This window comes from Desulfonema magnum (assembly GCF_017377395.1).
Taxonomy (GTDB): Bacteria; Desulfobacterota; Desulfobacteria; order Desulfobacterales; family 4be13; genus Desulfonema_C; species Desulfonema_C magnum.
The window spans coordinates 3834187-3854773 of the sequence record NZ_CP061800.1 but is presented as its reverse complement, the minus strand read 5'-3'; the positions used below and the strand labels follow the sequence as shown (position 1 = coordinate 3854773).

Annotated in this window: 1 protein-coding gene (cut by a window edge); it reads left to right on the top strand. The window is 54.4% G+C overall.

The genetic code is table 11. The features are described 5' to 3' along the window. Positions 1 to 20587 carry the 3' portion of an SdrD B-like domain-containing protein gene (locus tag dnm_RS14935; RefSeq protein WP_207683427.1) on the top strand. It extends 13352 nt beyond the left edge of the window, so only the last 20587 of its 33939 coding nucleotides appear in the window; the start codon falls outside the window, past its left edge; it ends in the stop codon at positions 20585 to 20587.

Sequence of the window (20587 nt, the reverse complement as noted above, 5' to 3'; positions counted from 1 at the left end):
GACAACTGTCACGGACGCGAGCGGCGGATACAGTTTCACAGGACTGATCCCCGGCGGTTACACGGTGAATGAGACAGATCCTTCGGGATACAACAGCACCACTGCGAACAGTGTGCCTGTGACAGTTCCTGCGGGCGGCTCAGGGGTTGCGAATTTCGGAGACCGTCAGGAAGGCGGCATCAGCGGCATTGTATTCAATGATATGAATGGTGACGGAACACAGGCTCCGGGGGAAAGCGGTATCCAGAACGTGTCTGTGGAATTGCTGGACAGCAGCGGAAATGTTGTTGACACTGCCCTCACGGACGCGAGCGGCGGATACAGTTTCACGGGTCTGATTCCCGGAACCTATACCGTGAAAGAAACCGATCCCGCGGGATACAACAGCACCTCCGCGAACACTGTGCCGGTGACAGTTCCCGCGGGCGGCTCAGGGGTTGCGAATTTCGGAGATCGCCAGGAAGGCACCATCAGCGGCGTTGTATTTGATGATGTCAACGGCGATGGAAACAGGGATCCCGGGGAAACCGGGCTTCAGAACGTCACAATCGAACTGGTTGACACCACAGGCGCAGTAGTGGCGACGACTACCACAGATTCCAATGGGAACTATGTCTTCCCGAATGCCATCCCGGGTGTGTATTATACCGTGCGGGAGACCGATCCGTCAGGATACGTCAGCACCACTGCCAATTCCGTGCCTGTGACCATCCCGGTGGGCGGCGGCGAGGGAGTCGCAAATTTCGGGGATCATCAGGAAGGAACTGTCACAGGTGTGGTATTCAATGACATCAACGGCAACGGAATCCAGGATACCGGTGAGGAAGGCATTCAGAATGTCACGGTGGAACTCCTGGAGTGGGCTGAGCCTGTCGAAGCCGGGAATATCATCGGAACAACTCTCACCAACACGTCCGGGGCTTATGTGTTTGAAAATGTGACCCCGGGAGATTATACAGTTCGGGAAACCGATCTTTCCGGGTATCTCAGCACCACGGACAATACGCAGCCCGTAACCGTGCCACCGGGCGGGGCAGGCGTTGCCAATTTCGGAGACCGGGAACAGGGAACCATCAGTGGTGCGGTATTCAATGATGTGAACGGCAACGGGGTTCATGACCCCGGGGAAACCGGGATTCAGAATGTCACCGTGGAACTCCTGGACAGCTCGGACAGTGTGATTGACACTGTTACCACAGATACCAGCGGTTTTTACACCTTCCCGGGCGTTTCCCCGGGAGATTATACCGTACGGGAAACCGATCCCGCGAATTACGTCAGCACCACCCCCAATACCGTGGAACTGACAGTTCCCCCGGGAGGCTCGGGCGTGGCGGATTTCGGGGAAAACCAGATAGGCGGTATTGCCGGAGTGGTGTTTAACGACAGGAACAGCAGCGAAGTTCAGGATTCCGGTGAAACTGGCATCGCGAATATCACCATCACCCTTGCAGACAGCAGCGGGAACGTGATCGCGACAACCTTCACAGATTCCGAAGGAGAGTACAGTTTTACAGGCATCCCGGCCGGGGATTATACGGTGACGGAAACGGATTTTATCGGCGATACCAGCACCACGCCCAACTCTGTGACGGTGACAGTGCCGCCCAACGGATCAGCAGTTGCCAATTTCGGCGATATCCGCAAGGGAAGTGTGCCCGTTGTTCTCAAGAGCGTCACGGATATCAACGGCGGAAATCTTGAACCCGGGGATGAACTGAGTTATACCGTGACATTGGAAAATCCGGATCATTTTGATCTGTCCGGTGCGGAATTCACAGATGATATTCCCGAACATACCGAATATGTGACTGACAGTCTTGCCATCCCCGCGGGCAGCGTGGTGGTGAGCGAAACCCCGACAATCCGGATTGCGGACATCAGCATACCCGGGAACGGGCAGGTGTCCGTGGTATTTCATGTAATTGTGGATGATCCCCTGTCCACAGGTGCGGATGAGATCAGTAACCAAGGTATCCTGGCGTATGACAGCACCGGGGACGGCATCAATGACGGTGAAAAACCCACGGACGGGGATACCACAGTTGTCGGAGATCAGCCCACGGTTCTCCCCATAAGCGCAGGCCCCAATTTTGCCGAAACCACCAAAGATGTCGCATTGGAGAACGATGCGGATAACAACGCGGTGGGCAATTCCGGGGATACCCTGCGATATACCGTGATCATCCGCAACACTGGGAATCAGAACGCTTCCGGAGTCGTTTTCCAGGACAGCATTCCCGGGGATACCGCATATGTCCCGGACAGTGTGACTTCGACAGGCTCAGTCACCGGGGGAAGCGGAAGTGCGCTCTATAATGAAGCTGAGAAGCGGGTGGAATGGAACGGCGATGTTGCTTCGGGTCAGAGCATCACCCTGACTTTTGATGTGACCATCAATCCGGGGGTTCCCGTGATGACCACCATTTCCAACCAGGGAACGGTGGAGTACGATTCCGACGGGGACGGCGTGAACGATACTTCGGAACCCACGGACTGGGATCCGGAAAGTCCGGGTGACCAGCCCACGGATGTCATCACCAGCGGCATGGTCTGCGTGGCTGTGAAGAGCGCGGAAGATATCAACGGCGGCAACCTGGAGCCGGGAGATGAGATTCTTTTCACCATCATCCTGACCAACAAGAGCCACCGGGAAGGCAAGGGAACCGAGATTGTTGACAGCATTCCCGCATATACAACTTATGTGCCGGGCAGCCTGACAGCGCCTCCGGACAGCGTGATCGAAAGCGAAACTCCCACCATCCGCATTACCGGCATCACTGTGCCGCCTCACGGACAGGCAACTGCCACGTTCCGGGTGAAGGTGGATTCTCCGCTTCCTGAGGGCGTGACCGAGATCGCGAATCAGGCAACCATGACTTACAGCCATATCACCCCGGGACTCGGGTACCGGGTATGGGAGACAGACGGGGATCCGTCAGAACCGGGCCAGCAGCCTACGATCCTGCCCGTTACCAGCGGCTCCAATTTCTCGGAAACCACCAAAACTGTTTCTATTCAGGATGACGCGGACGGAAACGGCGTGGTGACACCCGGGGACACCCTCCGCTATACGGTGGTGATTTCCAACACCGGAACCCGGAATGAAAATGATGCGGAATTTTATGACGTAATTCCCGAAAATACCACTTATGTGACAGGCAGCGCGGATGCGGAATCCGGAAGTGCTTCATACAATGCCGCTGAAAATCAGATCCGGTGGACAGGAGACGTATCTGCTGGCAAAGATGTCACCCTCACTTATGACGTGAAGGTGGACAGCGGCCTTCCCATGGGAACGCTCATCTCCAACCAGGGAGAAGTGTTGTATGACCCGGATGATGACGGCGTGAATGATGCGTCCGAACCCACGGACAGCGATGTCACGGAGCCGGGAAATCAGCCAACGGATGTCGTCACCGGCGGAACCCCTGAAGGCATTGCCATCAAGACCGTTAAAGACGTGAATGGCGGCTTTTTGGAGCCTGGTGACAAACTGCGTTACAAAGTCACCTTGCAGAATCAGAGCAACTTTGACGCAAATGGCATAGAATTTGTGGATGAGGTGCCTGCCCACACCAGTATTGTCCCGGGAAGTGTTGAGGTGCCCACGGGCAGCACTGTTGTAAGTGAATCCCCCATCATCCGCATCAGCGGGATAGATGTGCCTGCCCACACCGAGCAGGTCATCATCTTCCGCGTCACGCTGGATGATCCGCTTTCCCCGGGCGTGACGGAAATCCGGAATCAGGCCATTGTCAATTACGACACAGACGGGGACGGTGTGAATGACGGCCGGCAGCAGACTGACGGGGATGAGGACAGCCCGGGTGAACAGCCCACGGTCATTTCGGTTCCTCCCATGTCTGAAATATCCGGAACCGTATTTGACGATATTGACGGAAACGGGAATCAGGAAACTGGGGAAACCGGCCTTGAAAACATAACTGTGGAACTCCTGGATGCTTCGGGCGCTGTGGTCGGGACAGCCCTTACAGATTCGGATGGAAACTATAGCTTCTCCGGACTCATCCCCGGGGATTACACAGTTCGTGAAACCGATCCCGACGAATACATCAGCACAACTCCCAATTCCCTGCCTGTGACAGCACCCGCGGGAGGCATGGGCATAGCGGATTTCGGAGATCACCGGGAAGGTCTGATAACCGGCGTGGTCTTTGAGGACATAGACGGAAACGGAACGCATGGGCCGGGTGAACCCGGGCTGGAAGGCGTTACCGTGAAACTCCTGGATACGGATGGAAACGTCATCGCCGAAACCTTAACTGACCCGAACGGGGATTACAGCTTCGCGGATATGCCCCCCGGAGCCTACTATGTTGTGGAAGAAACCGACCCGGAGGGATTCACCAGCACCACGGACAACAGCGTGGAACTGTTCCTGCCGGCCGGCGGCGCGGGCATCGCCAATTTCGGAGATCACCGGGAAGGTTCCATTACCGGAATCGTGTTCAACGATATTGACGGAAACGGAAGCCATGAATCTGATGAAACCGGGCTGGAAAATGTGTTTGTGGAACTCCTGGACAATGATGGGAACGTCATTGAAACAACCTTTACAAACCCGGACGGGAATTATAGCTTCACAGGACTGACCCCCGGGAATTACACAGTTCGTGAAACCGATGCCCAAGGATACACCAGCACCACGGCAAACATTAAGGAAGTCCCGCTGCCCCCGGGCGGTGCGGGCATTGCCAACTTCGGAGATCATGAAAAGAGCAGCATCAGCGGCGTGGTGTTCAACGATATCAGCGGCGACGGGATTCATGATCCCGGGGATGACGGCATCCAGAACGTAACCGTGGAACTCCTGGACAGCGACGGAAATGTGATCAGCACCACCATGACAGACACCGGCGGAAGTTATAAGTTCCCGGATCTGCCACCGGGCGATTACACCGTGCGCGAAACCGATCCCGCGGGATACACCAGCACCACCGCGAACACATCTGATGTCACCCTGCCCCCGGGCGGCTCGGGTATTGCCAATTTTGGTGACCGCGTATCCGGCAGCATCACCGGCGTAGTGTTCAATGATCTCAATGGGGATGGAAACAAGGATCCCGGTGAAACAGGGATCCAGAACGTAACCATAGAACTCATTGACACCACTGGCAGGGTTGTCGCGGAGGCAACCACAGATGCAAACGGAAATTACATATTCACAGGCGCGGTGCCAGGGGTCTATTACACCGTGCGTGAGAGCGACCCTGAAGGCTATGCCAGCACCACAGCCAATTCCGTGCCCGTCACCATACCTGTGGACGGCGGCGAAGGGGTTGCCAATTTCGGAGATCACCAGGAAGCAACCATAACCGGTGTGGTATTCAATGATATGAACGGTGACGGAGATCAGAACACCGGTGAGGAAGGCATCGCCAATGTCACCGTGGAACTTCTGGACAGTGAGGGCAATGTCATTGACACAATCCTCACCAACACAAACGGAGCATACACATTCGGGAATGTCTCGCCCGGTGATTACACCGTGCAGGAAAGCGACCTTTCCGGTTACACCAGCACCACAGACAATACCCGGGACGTAACGGTTCCCCCGGGCGGTTCGGCAGTCGCGAATTTCGGGGATCAGCAGAAAGGGACTGTCAGCGGTTCTGTATTCAATGATATCAACGGCAACGGGATACAGGATCCCGGGGAACCGGGCATCCAGAATGTCAAAGTGGAACTCCTGGATTCCGGGGATGTGATCGCCACAACCACAACAGATGCGGACGGGTTCTACATCTTCCCGAATGTCTCACGGGGGGATTACACCGTAAAAGAAACGGATCCCGAAGGTTACACCAGCACCTCGGACAACAAGGTGTCTGTGACAGTTCCCCGCGGGGGGGCTGCCACAGCCGATTTCGGGGATCAGCAGACCGGAAGCATCAGCGGAGTTGTTTATAATGATACAGACAGCAGCGAAGCTCAGGAATCCGGGGAAACCGGCATCGGCAATGTCACCATAACCCTTACGGACAAAGACGGGAACGATATCGCGACAACCCTCACCAATTCCAACGGCGCTTACAATTTCGAGGATGTTCCCCCGGGGGATTACACAGTTACAGAAACCAATCTCATCGGCGACGTGAGCACCACTCCTGATGAAGTAGCTGTCACCGTGCCTCGGAACGGCGCGGCAACTGCCAATTTCGGGGATGTCCGAAAGGGAAGTGTGCCCGTGGTTCTCAAAAGCGTCAAAGATATCAACGGCGGGAACCTGGAACCCGGGGACGAGCTGACCTACACCGTTCTCCTGGAAAATACAGATCATTTTGATCTTTCCGGAACTGAATTCACAGACGATATCCCGGAAAACACAACATACATCCCGGACAGCATCAGCTCGCCCCCGGGCAGCAAAGTGCAGAGCGAAGAACCTATCCGGATCACGGGCATCAGCATCCCTGGTAACGGGCAGGTTACGGTGACATTCCGGGTGATTGTGGATGATCCTCTCCCGCGTGGCACGGATGAGATCAGCAACCAGGGCCTCCTCGCGTATGACAGCACCGGGGACGGCATCAATGACGGTGAAAAGCCCACGGACGGGGACACCACAGTTGTGGGAGATCAGCCCACGGTGTTGCCTGTTACCGCAGGCCCCAATTTCACAGAAACCACCAAGGATGTAAGCCTTGAAAATGATGCGGATTTCAACTCGGTGGGCAATTCCGGGGATACCCTGAGATACACAGTGGTCATCCGCAACACCGGGAATCAGGATGCTGACGGCGTTATTTTTAAGGACAGCATTCCCGAAGATACCGCATACATCCAGGACAGCGTGACCGCGGAAAGTGGAACCGCTTCTTTCAACAGGGCTGAAAACCAGGTGGAATGGCGCGGGGATGTTGCCGCGGGCCAGGACATCACCCTGTTCTTTGATGTGATCATCAACCCGGATGTTCCTGTGATGACCACCATATCCAACCAGGGAGTTGTTGAGTACGATTCCGACGGGGACGGGGTGAATGATGCTTCGGAACCCACGGACTGGGATCCGGAAAGTCCCGGTGATCAGCCCACGGATGTCATCACCAGCGGCATGGTCTGTATTGCCGTGAAGACTGCGGAGGATATCAACGGCGGGAACCTGGAGCCGGGGGATGAGATTCTTTATACCGTCATTCTCACCAACAAGAGCCATCGGGAAGGCAGCGGAACCGAGATTGTTGACAGCATTCCCGCTTACACAACCTACGTCCCCGGCAGCCTGACAACGCCTCCGGGCGGGGTGATCGAAAGCGAAACCCCGACCATCCGGATCACCGGCATCACCGTGCCGCCGCACGGACAGGCAACAGCCACGTTCCGGGTGAAGGTGGACGCGCCCCTGCCTGAAGGCGTGACAGAAATCGCAAATCAGGCAGTCATGACCTACAGCCACATCACCCCGGGACTGGGATACCGGGTATGGGAAACTGACGGGGATTTGGAAGAACCGGGACAGCAGCCCACGATTCTGCCGCTCACCACAGGTCTCAATTTTACCGAAACCACCAAAGAAGTTTCCCTGCACGATGATGCGGACAGCAACAGCGTGGTGACATCCGGGGATACCCTCCGCTATACAGCGGTAATATCCAACACCGGTACAGGAGGCGGATACGGGGTTGAGTTCTATGATGAAATCCCCGAAAACACCGCTTATGTAACAGGTAGCGTAACCGCGGAATCCGGAACCGCTTCATACAATGAAACAGAAAACCGGATCGAGTGGACAGGTGATGTCGCGGCAGGTCAGGACATCGCACTCACATTTGACGTAAAGGTGGACGGCGGCGTTCCCTCGGGAACCGTCATCTCTAACCAGGGCGACGTGCTGTATGACCCCGACGGGGACGGCGTAAATGATGCGTCAGAACCCACGGACAGCGATATTTCGGATCCGGGAAACCAGCCCACAGATGTTCCGGTGGGCGGAACCCCGGGCGCCTTGGCGATCAAGACCGTTTCCGATGTGAACGGCGGAACCCTGGAGCCGGGTGATGAACTGCTTTACACTGTTACGCTGAGGAACCCGGGAACCTCCGATGTATCGGGCATGGAATTTGTTGACGAAGTTCCTGACCATACCGTCATTGTCCCGGGCAGCGTCAGCGGGCCCGCGGGCAGTACTATAGAGGGCGAATCCCCTGTGATCCGTGTTTCCGGCATTGATATCCCCGCATCCGGGGAGGAAACCATCACCTTCCGTGTCATCCTGGATAATCCCCTTTCAAACGGGGTCTATGAAATCCGGAACCAGAGCATTGTCAATTATGACACAGACGGGGACGGTGTGAATGACGGCAGGGAACAGACAGATGGCGACCCGGATGTCCCGGGCGAACAGCCCACGGTTATCCCTGTGGTTCCTCTGGGCGCGGTCATCGGAACCGTATTTGACGATATTAACGGGGACGGAAGCCAGGATGACGGGGAATATGGTATCGGAAATATCACCGTGGAACTCCTGGATGCCGACGGAAATGTCGCCGGAACCACAACCACGGATGCTGACGGAAACTATGCTTTTGAAAATGTTATCCCCGCTGATTACACCGTAAGCGAGACGGATCCCGAGGATTACCTCAGCACAACAGACAATACCCGCGATGTGACAGTCCCGGCTTACGGAACGGCAATTGCGAATTTCGGAGACCGTCAGCAGGGAACCGTGAGCGGAACCGTTTACGACGACATCAACGGGAACGGAACCCGTGATCCTGGTGAGGAAGGCATCCCGGGTGTCACTGTGAAACTCCTGGGAGGCGGCTCCATTGTTCCCAAGGCTGTGAAAACAGACAGCCAGGGGAATTATATCTTTAAAAATGTGCAACCTGGTGATTACACAGTCACCGAGGCTGACCCCTCCGGCTGGGTCAGCACCACGGACAACAGCGCGGTTGTGACAGTCCCGCCCAACGGTGCAGGATTTGCAAACTTCGGAGACCGTCAGCAGGGAACCGTAAGCGGAACCGTGTTTGACGATATCAACGGGAACGGCATACAGGACGCTGATGAGGAAGGCATCCCGGATGTCCCCGTGAAATTGCTGGAGTTGGCTGAACCTGCCGAAGCCGGCAATATGATAGCGGAAGCAGTCACAGATCCGACAGGCAGTTACATATTCCAAGATGTGCTTCCCGGTGATTACACGGTGAGCGAAACCGATCCTTCGGGATACACCAGCACCACGGACAACACCGTTGCCGTGACAGTCCCGCCTGACGGAACCGGATTTGCCAGTTTCGGAGACCGCCAGCAGGGAAGCGTGAGCGGAACCGTGTTTGACGACATCAACGGGAACGGCGTACAGGAACCCGGAGAGGACGGCATCGGCAATGTCATTGTGCAGCTTGTTGATGACACGGGTAATGTGATCGCTGAGGCTGTCACAGATCCCTCCGGCAATTACAACTTCCGGAATGTTGTGCCCGGCGATTATATGGTTACAGAGACCGATCCCCCGGGCTACACCAGCACCACGGAAAACACCGTTGCCGTGACAGTGCCGCCTGACGGAACCGGCTCTGCCAATTTCGGAGATCGTCAGCAGGGAACTGTAAGCGGAACCGTGTTTGACGACATGAACGGGAACGGCATGCAGGAACCCGGTGAGGACGGCATCGGCAATGTGGTCGTGGAACTGAGCGACGGTGAGGGAAATGTGATCGAGACGGTGATGACCGATCCTTCGGGCAATTACACGTTTGAGGATGTGCTTCCGGGTGATTACACGGTGACAGAAACCGATCCCCCGGGCTACGTCAGCACCACGGCCAACACCGCGGATGTGACAGTGCTGCCCGACGGATCTGCTTCTGTCAATTTCGGAGATCGCCAGCAGGGAAGCATAAGCGGAACTGTTTATGATGATATAAATGGAAACGGTGTCCAGGATTCTGGTGAAAGAGGCATTCTGAATGTCTTCGTGGAACTTCTGGACAGCACAGGCAGCGTGATTGCCGAGGCCACCACGAATTCATCCGGAAATTACACATTCGAGGATGTGGAACCAGGCGATTACACCGTGACCGAGACGGATCCGTCCGGTTACATCAGCACCACGGACAACTCCGAAGATGTGACCGTTCCCGTGAACGGATCAGCGTATGCCAGTTTCGGCGACCGTCAGCAGGGAACCATCAGCGGAACCGTGTTTGACGATGCCAATATGGACGGAATTCGTGATCCTGATGAACACGGTATCGGGAATGTCCTTGTGGAACTGGTTGACAGCACCGGAAATGCGGTCGGATCCGTAAGAACCGATGGCTCGGGGAATTATGTTTTTGAGGATCTGACCCCGGGCAATTACACCGTAACCGAGACAGACCTGTCCGGCTATGTCAGCACCACTGACAATTCCGAGGATGTGACCGTTCCCTCTAACGGATCAGCCTATGCCAGCTTCGGGGATCATTACCGGGTCAGCGGCATCACCGGCACGGTCTTTTATGATGGGGACAGCGACGGTTTTCTGGATGCAGATGAGACAGGAATCCCGAATGTCACCCTAACCCTGACAGATACCAGCGGCAATGTGATTGCCACAACCGTGACAGATGAAAACGGTTTCTATCGCTTCACCAATATAGAACCGGGTGATTATACGGTTCAGGAAACCAATTTGCCTGATTTCACCAGCACCACCCTTGACACGCTTACTGTGACAGTCCCGGGAGAGGGAACAGCCACAGCAGACTTTGGAGATACCGGGGAAGGTGTGACCGGCGGAATCCTGGGCGTGGTATTTGACGACACCGATAATGACGGATCCCGGGATCCGGGTGAAACCGGTCTGGAAAATGTCTCAGTTGAGCTGCTGGACACCTCCGGCAGTGTGCTGGATACAACAACCACGGATTTTAGCGGATATTATGAGTTCAGTGATCTCGCTCCCGGGGATTATATCGTACAGGAAACCGATCCCTCCGATTTTGTCAGCACCACGGACAACATTGTATCTGTAACTGTGCCGCCGGGGAACTATGCCCAAGCCAATTTTGGTGATCGCAATATGAGGAATGGCATCACGGGCGTGGTTTTCAATGATGCCAATGGCGATATGAGCCAGGGGGCGGAGGAAGGCGGCATTCCCGGGGTGACCATCAAATTGCTGGATGATGATGGGAACGTGGTGGGAACGACTGTTACAGGCGCGGACGGAACTTACAGTTTCAGTGATATTCCGGCCGGAGCTTACACGGTTCAGGAGACAGATCCCCCGGATTTTGTCAGCACCACGGACAATACCGTGACTGTAACCGTGCCGCCGTCAGGAAGTGTCACGGCTGATTTCGGAGACAGCGGCTCGGGCAGCGTTGTGACAGACGGTGTCATAGGGGGAACCGTCTTTAATGACACCAATAATAATATGAACAACGACCCGGATGAGGAAGGCATCAGCGGTGTGACCGTTGAATTGCTGGACAGTCTGGGGAACGTGACAGACACAACAACCACCGATGAAAACGGGAATTATGTTTTCTCAGATGTTCCCCCGGGTGTTTACACGGTTCAGGAAAGCGATCCCGATGGCTTTGTCAGCACCACTGAGAACACCGTGACGGTGACAGTGTCGCCGGGCGGAACAGGTGTTGCCAATTTTGGCGACTATGGACAGGGCAGTATCACAGGTGTTGTTTTTAACGATATTAATAATAACGAAACCCTGGAACCGAGTGAAAGCGGTATCTCCGGTGCCACTGTGGAACTGAGGGATGAGAACGGAGAAGTTGTCGCCACAACGCTGACAGATGAGAACGGGGCTTACAGCTTCACCAGCCTCACACCGGGGGATTATACGGTTGAGGAAAAGGATCCGGATGGTTTTATCAGTACCACGGATAACACTGTCCAAGTCACAGTTCCGTCAGGCGGAACAGGCACTGCCGACTTTGGCGACCGTGAGGAAGGCATTATCGCAGGTGTTGTTTTTAATGACATCAATGGCGACGGAAACCAGGGAAGTGATGAAGATGGTATCCGCGATGTCACGGTGACGTTGAAGGATAGTAGCGGAAACGTGGTGGATACCACAACCGCTGACGAAAACGGAATTTATGTGTTCAGGGATGTTCCGCCAGGGATTTATACTGTGGAGGAAGCTGATCCGCTAGGCTATGTCAGCACCACGGACAACAGCCTCACGGTGACAATGCTTCCGGGCGGCTCGGGCTCAGGCAATTTCGGTGATCACGAAAAGGGAACGATTACTGGCGTGGTCTTTAATGATGTCAATGACAATATGATTCAGGACCCTGCTGAGGAAGGGCTTGATGGTGTCACTGTTGAATTGCTGGACAGCGATGGCAATGTGTTGGATACCACAACTACGGGTGAAAACGGAGCGTATCAGTTCAGCGGCGTTACTGCTGGTACTTATACGGTTCGTGAAACCGACCCGGCGGGTTTTGTCAGCACCACGGACAATAATGTCTTGGTGACGGTTCCTTCGGACGGAACAGGCATTGCCAATTTTGGCGATCATGAAACTGCCACTGTTACCGGTGTGGTCTTTAATGATGTCAATGACAATATGATCCAGGATCCGAATGAATCCGGTATCGAAGGGGTCACGGTTGATCTGACAAATATTTTTGGTAATATTGTTGATACGACAATCACGGATGAGAACGGTGTTTATATTTTTGAAGATGTCTCATCCGGAACCTATGCTGTGCGTGAGACGGATCCCTCCGGATTTGTCAGTACCACTGATAATGTTGTAACAGTGGTTGTTCCCTCAGGCGGATTTGGCACTGCCATTTTTGGCGACCAGGAGGAAGGAAGCATCACTGGCGTGGTCTTTAATGATGTCAATGATAATGAGAACCAGGATTCCGGAGAACAGGGACTTGGCGGTGTTATTATTGAGTTGCTGGACACTGACAGCAATGTCATTGATACGACAACCACTAACACTGACGGGGAATACATTTTTACCAATGTGTCCCCCGGAACCTATGCGGTTGAGGAGACGGATCCTGCCGGATTTGCCAGCACCACGGATAATACAGTTTCGGTTATTGTTCCTTCGGGCGGAACCGGCACGGCAGATTTCGGAGACCGTGAAGGAAACAGTTTGTCGGGTGTGGTCTTTAATGATATCAACGGAAATGGCACACCTGATCCGGGAGAGACGGGCATCCCCGGTGTCGTGATTGAACTGGTGACTCCCGATGGAGAGCTTGTTGGCACGACAACTACGGATGATAATGGCGTTTACACATTCAGCGATATTCCTCCTGGAGACTACACAGTTGAGGAAACTGATCCCCCGGGCTTTGTCAGCAGCACGGACAATTCATCCCCGGTATCTGTAACCGAAGGGGAAACGGCTGCGGTCAATTTCGGAGATCGTGAGATAGCCACTGTGTCGGGCGTGGTCTTCAATGATATTAACGGAAACAGAATCCAGGATCCGGGCGAGGCGGGCATTTCCGGTGTAACTGTCACATTGTTGGATAATGACGGTGATGTGACAGGTACGACAACCACGGATGAGAACGGAAATTATATTTTCCGTGATGTTGAGCCTGGGACTTATACTGTGGAGGAGAGTGATCCCGACGGTTTTGCCAGCACCACTGACAACATGCCGGATGTGACAGTACCGGAAGGCGGAACCGGCACAGCCAATTTTGGTGACCGTGAGCAAAACAGCATCAGCGGCACGGTCTTTAATGACGCGGATGGTGATATGCTCCGTGATCCGGATGAAGAGGGCATCGCAGGTGTCACCATTGAACTGCTTGATCCCGACGGGAATGTTGTTGACACGGCCACCACGGATGAGAACGGAAATTACACTTTTGACAATGTTCCTCCGGGAGACTACATTGTTGAGGAAACCGATCCCCCGGGTTTTGCCAGCACCACGGACAACAGTGTTCCGGTGACGCTGGAACCGGGAGACTCTGCCACCGCCAGCTTTGGCGATGTGGGCGGGACTCCGGTAATCTCGGCGATCACAGGCACGGTGTTCAACGATATTAACGACAACGAAATCCGGGATGCCGGCGAGGAAGTTATCGGAAACGTCACGCTCGAACTCATCGGGGCTGATGGAAACGTGATTGCGGTCACGACAACCGATGCGGACGGAAGTTACCGTTTCGGCGATCTCGCTCCCGGCGATTACACGGTTCGTGAGACCGACCCCGAAGGCTTTTTCAGCACCACCGATAATTCGGTTTCGGTGACAGCCCCCGAGGGCGGCGTGGGCATTGCCGATTTCGGCGACCGCAGGGAAAACAGCATATCAGGTTCGGTTTTCAACGACATTAACGGCAACGGCTCGCCCGATTCGGGAGAAGCGGGTGTCCCCGGGGTTGTGATCGAACTGACGGATCCCGACGGGAATGTCGTTGACACGGCGACCACGGATGAGAACGGAATTTACACTTTTAAAGACGTTCCCCCGGGAGACTATATTGTTGAGGAGACCGATCCTCCGGGCTTTGTCAGCGACACGGACAACAACACCGCCCCAGTGACCATGACGGAGGGCGGAACCGGAACGGCCAGTTTCGGCGACCGTGAGGCGGCCACTGTTTCGGGCGTGGTTTTCAACGACATCAGCGGAGACGGAATTCAGCAGCCAGGCGAGGACGGCATTCCCGGTGTGACTGTTACGTTATTGGATAATGACGGCGATGTGACAGGTACGACCACCACGGATGAGAACGGGCATTATATCTTCCGTGAGGCTGAGGCCGGGACTTATACCGTGAAAGAGACCGATCCCGAAGGTTTCTTCAGCACCACGGACAATGCGGTGACAGTGACAGTTCCGCAGGGCGGAACCGGCACAGCCAATTTTGGTGACCGTGAGCAAAACAGCATCAGCGGCACGGTCTTTAATGACGCGGATGGTGATATGCTCCGTGATCCGGATAAAGAGGGCATCGCAGGTGTCACCATTGAACTGCTTGATCCCGACGGGAATGTTGTTGACACGGCCACCACGGATGAGAACGGAAATTACACTTTTGACAATGTTCCTCCGGGAGACTACATTGTTGAGGAAACCGATCCCCCGGGTTTTGCCAGCACCACGGACAACAGTGTTCCGGTGACGCTGGAACCGGGAGACTCTGCCACCGCCAGCTTTGGTGATGTGGGCGGGACTCCGGTAATCTCGGCGATCACAGGCACGGTGTTCAACGATATTAACGACAACGAAATCCGGGATGCCGGCGAGGAAGTTATCGGAAACGTCACGCTCGAACTCATCGGGGCTGATGGAAACGTGATTGCGGTCACGACAACCGATGCGGACGGAAGTTACCGTTTCGGCGATCTCGCTCCCGGCGATTACACGGTTCGTGAGACCGACCCCGAAGGCTTTTTCAGCACCACCGATAATTCGGTTTCGGTGACAGCCCCCGCGGGCGGTGTAGGAACTGCCGATTTCGGCGACCGTCAGAAGAACAGCATATCAGGTTCGGTTTTCAACGACATTAACGGCAACGGCTCGCCCGATTCGGGAGAAGCGGGTGTCCCCGGGGTTGTGATCGAACTGACGGATCCCGACGGGAATGTCGTTGACACGGCGACCACGGATGAGAACGGAATTTACACTTTTAAAGACGTTCCCCCGGGAGACTATATTGTTGAGGAGACCGATCCTCCGGGCTTTGTCAGCGACACGGACAACAACACCGTCCCGGTGACCGTGACGGAGGGCGGAACAAGCACGGCCAGTTTCGGCGACCGTGAGGCGGCCACTGTTTCGGGCGTGGTCTTTGACGATATTAACGGAAACGGAATCCAGGAACCGGGCGAGGAGGGCATCCCCGGTGCCACCGTCACCTTGTCGGATAATGATGGCGATGTGACAGACACGACAGCCACGGATGAGAACGGGCATTATGTCTTCCGTGAGGTCGAGGCCGGGACTTATACCGTGGACGAAACCGATCCCGAAGGTTTCTTCAGCACCACGGACAATGCGGTGACAGTGACAGTTCCCCAGGGCGGAACCGGCACGGCCAGTTTCGGTGACCGTGAGGAGAACAGCATATCAGGTGCGGTTTTCAACGACATCAACGGAAACGGCACGCCCGATCCCGGAGAGGAGGGCATTCCCGGTGTTGTGATCGAACTGACGGATCCTGACGGAAATGTTGCTGACACGACAACCACGGATGAGAACGGAATTTACATTTTTGATGATGTTGCTCCGGGAGACTACATAATTGAGGAGACCGATCCTCCGGGCTTTGTCAGCACCGGCGACAGCAGCGTTCCGGTGACGCTGGAACCGGGTGATGCCGCCACCGCCAGCTTCGGCAATGTGAGTGAGACACCGGTAATCTCAGCGATCACGGGCGTGGTGTTCAATGATCTGAACAGCAATTTGGTCAGAGACGACGGCGAGGCAGGTTTCGGCGGCGTGACAGTCGAACTGGTCGGTGCTGACGGAAATGTGATTGCGACAACCGTGACAGATGCGGACGGAACTTATCGTTTCGGAGATATTTTCCCCGGCGATTACATTGTGCGTGAGACCGACCCCGAAGGCTTTTTCAGCACCACGGACAATGCGGTTTCAGTGACAGCCCCCGCGGGCGGTGTGGGAACCGCCGATTTCGGCGACCGTGAGGCGAACAGCATATCGGGCGTGGTGTTCAACGACATCAACGGCAACGGCGAGCCTGATCCGGGCGAGGAAGGCATCCCCGGCGCTGTCATCGAACTTGTGGATTCCGACGGGAATGTTGTTGACACGACAACCACGGATGAAAACGGCAATTATATATTTGATGATGTTGTTCCGGGAGATTACATAATTGAGGAGACCGATCCCCCGGGCTATGTCAGCACCGGCGACAGCAGCGTTCCGGTGACACTGGAACCGGGTGATGCAGCCACGGCCAGCTTCGGCAATGTCAGCGAGACACCGGTAATTTCAGCGATCACGGGCGCGGTATTCAATGATCTGAACGGCAATATGGTCAGAGACGACGGCGAGGCAGGTCTCGGCGGCGTGACAGTCGAACTGGTCAGCACTGACGGAAACGTGATTGCGGTCACGACGACCGGTGCGGACGGAACTTATCGTTTCAACGATCTCGTTCCCGGCGATTACATTGTGCGTGAGACCGACCCCGAAGGCTTTTTCAGCACAACGGAGAATGGGGTTTCGGTGACAGCCCCCGCGGGCGGTGTCGGCATTGCCGATTTCGGCGACCATGAGGAATTTGAAACAGGCAGTATTACTGGCCTGGTCTTCAATGACAGTAACGGTAATGGCGTGCAGGATGCGGAAGAAACCGGTCTTGGCGGTGTCACCATCGAAATATCAGACAGCAACGGAAATATCATTGCTTCTGTCACCACTGCTGAGGATGGTTCCTATATGATTACGGATCTACCAGAAGGCAGTTACACCCTCAGCGAGTCTGATCCTGCGGGATTTGACAGTACCACTCCGAACACTGTCACAGTCGCTGTTCCATCTCAGGGATCAGTCACTGCGAATTTCGGAGACCATGCCCTCGCCGGAAGTATTGGCGATACTGTATGGCATGATTTGAATCAGGACGGCATTCAGGATTCGGATGAGCCAGGCATTGCCGATGTCAGAGTCAATCTTACAGACCCGGCAACCGGAGCGACACTTGCTTCCGTTACAACGGACAGTTCCGGTTTTTATGGATTCACAGAAGTGGTTCCCGGAGATTATGTGATTGAATTTATATTGCTTCGGGACAGCTATTCTTTCAGTCCTCAGAATGCCGGAGATGACACACTGGACAGCGATGCGGATCCGGAGACTGGCAAAACTGGACCGGTCACGCTTTCCCCGGGAGCACAGATTGACTCAGTTGACGCGGGATTTATCGGAATTCCAGATATCCGGGCAGTCAAAGTTGTAAGAGACATAAAGGAAGAAATAGATATACAGACCCTTGAAACGGGCGATATTCTCTGGTATGGTGTGGGAATTTCCAATACAGGCAAAGCTGTTGCAAATGGCGTGGTATATACAGATACACTCGAATACACCACTGTTGCCCTGGATAATTCCGTAACTGTCAGCCAGGGAACCGTTGTTTCAGGAAACAATACCGGAGATACAGAGATTCGCGTGGAAATTGGCGATATTCCCGTCGGCGGAACCGTTACGCTCACATATTATGTCCGCATTTCGCAGGATACGCCCCGGGGCGTGTGGATAGAAAATCAGGGAATGGTCGCGGGTACGAATTTTGAAGATACGCCCACGGATTTTCCAGATACGCTGACAAACAGCGATCCCACAGTCATAGGTCCTCTGGCCAATGTAACCGTAAATTCGGAGCTGGCGGCTCAGAAAACAGCGACAGATATAAATGGCGGGAATCTGATACCCGGGGATATCATTGAATACCGTATTCATGTGATCAACAAAGGACCGGATACAGCCTCGGACCTGGTATTTAAAGACAAAATACCTGTTTATACCAGACTGGAAACCGGAAGTCTCACAACCTCAAAGGGTTCGGTAGCTGAATCTTCCCCGCTAACCGTTTTCATCGGTGATCTTGCGCCAAATGAAACCGTTGACATTGCTTTCCGGGTAAGGATTGATACGAATGCGCCGGAGAATATGACCCTCTTTAACCAGGGCATTATAAACGGAAACAATGGTATCCAGACAGAGACTGACGATCCTGCCACATCGGATCCGGGCGATCCCACTCTTGTGACAATGCTCGGTGAACCGCCATATCTTGAAGCATATATAAGTGTTTCAGATCTGAACGGCGGTGCTGTCTGTCCGGGAGATGAACTGCTGTATGAGGTGATGATGATCAATGCCGGCCTGACAGACGTCACCAATATTGTGTTTTATGATTTGCCCGAGGGATATATTTCCCTGATTCCGGGAACGGTCAGCAATACAAAGGGAGCCGTCACAGCCGGAAACAGCTCCGGTGACAGGGAAGTGCAGGCTGAAATTCCCACCCTTGCTCCGGGAGAAATCGCTTTTGTCCGGTTCCATGTGCTGGTTGCCGAGGACGCGCCGAACGGTGTCATGATTCCGAATCAGGGCAGGGTGACTTCTGACCAGTATCCGGAAGAACCCACAGATGATCCGTTAACTTTTGTTGAAGATGATCCCACGAATGTTGTGGTGATATGGGAACCGGGTGTTTTTGATCCGCCGTCTTCTGAGAAGATTGTTTCCGGATCTCGTCCGGTGATTCACTGGGAAATGAACTGGATCAATGAAAAGAATGCAAACGCGCTCCTGGTGCATATCGAGGACCCTGTGCCTGCTAATACAACTTATGTGGAGGGTTCCTTCGGTGCTGACTATGGCGATGTCTGGTATGACAGAAATGAAAACAAAGTCATATGGGAAGGCATGGTGGCCGGAAGCGGCGGCAATGTCAGAATATGGTTTGAAACGACAGTGCCGGATGATATGGACCGCGTGGAGAACCAGGCATGCGCTGCATGGGATAAAAACGGTAACGGCGACTGGCGGGATGACTCGGATCAGGTCTGCACCGATGATCCCAATACAGAGGGACTGACCCCGACAGTCTGGTGCGACGGGACCTGCACTCTCAGTCTGGGCAATTTGGTCTGGCATGACATCAATAATGACGGGATTTATCAGCCTGAAACCGAATCCGGTATCAACGGCGTCAGGGTAAACCTCTGGCGGGACAGCGACGGCAGCGGCGATTACACGCCTGACTCGGATGTGTTTGCCGGTTCGACCGTTACCGGATTCTATGGTGAATCTCAGTCCAGGACAAAAGCGGGAGACCCGGGATATTATTTGTTTGCAAATCTGACCGAAGGAGATTATATTGTTCAGATTGATCCCCTGAATTTTAATGCGGACGGCGAACTTAGCATATATACTGACAGTCCGGGAAGCCCGGACCCGAACAATGACGCGGACAATGATGACAATGGCTATTCCATGCCCGGATACGGGGTGGTCAGCAGAGCGGTTACCCTGACCGCGGGAGATGAGCCTGTTGATGACGGAGATACGGATTCTGAAAGCAACCTCACCGTGGATTTTGGTTTTTCAGAGAAAACTTGTCCTGTGTGCCCGTGCAGTCTGAGTCTGGGAAATGTTGTATGGGATGACGCCAATCAGGACGGGGTGTATCAGTTTGGCGAAGAAACCGGTATCAATGGCGTGATTGTCAATCTTTATACAGACAGGGACCAGGATGGGAAATATAGCGCGGGAACCGATGAATTTGTTGCCGCGGCCATCACCCACACATCTGACGGCGAGGCAGGACGTTATATTTTCAGGGATCTGGGAGCAGACACCTATATTGTTCAGATTGATCCGTCAAATTTTGACGCAGGCGGAGTACTCCGAGGTTATATCAGCAGTGGTGCCAGTTCTGATCCGGACAACGATGTGGACAATGACGATAACGGCGATCCTCTTGACGGCTATGGTGTAATAACGACAGCCATCACTCTGACAGAAAATGCCGAGCCGATTAACGACGGTGACACGGATCCGAACACCAATCTGAGTGTTGATTTCGGATTCTGTTATGAAATTGAGCTTGTGCCCATGAAACCGTTTTAA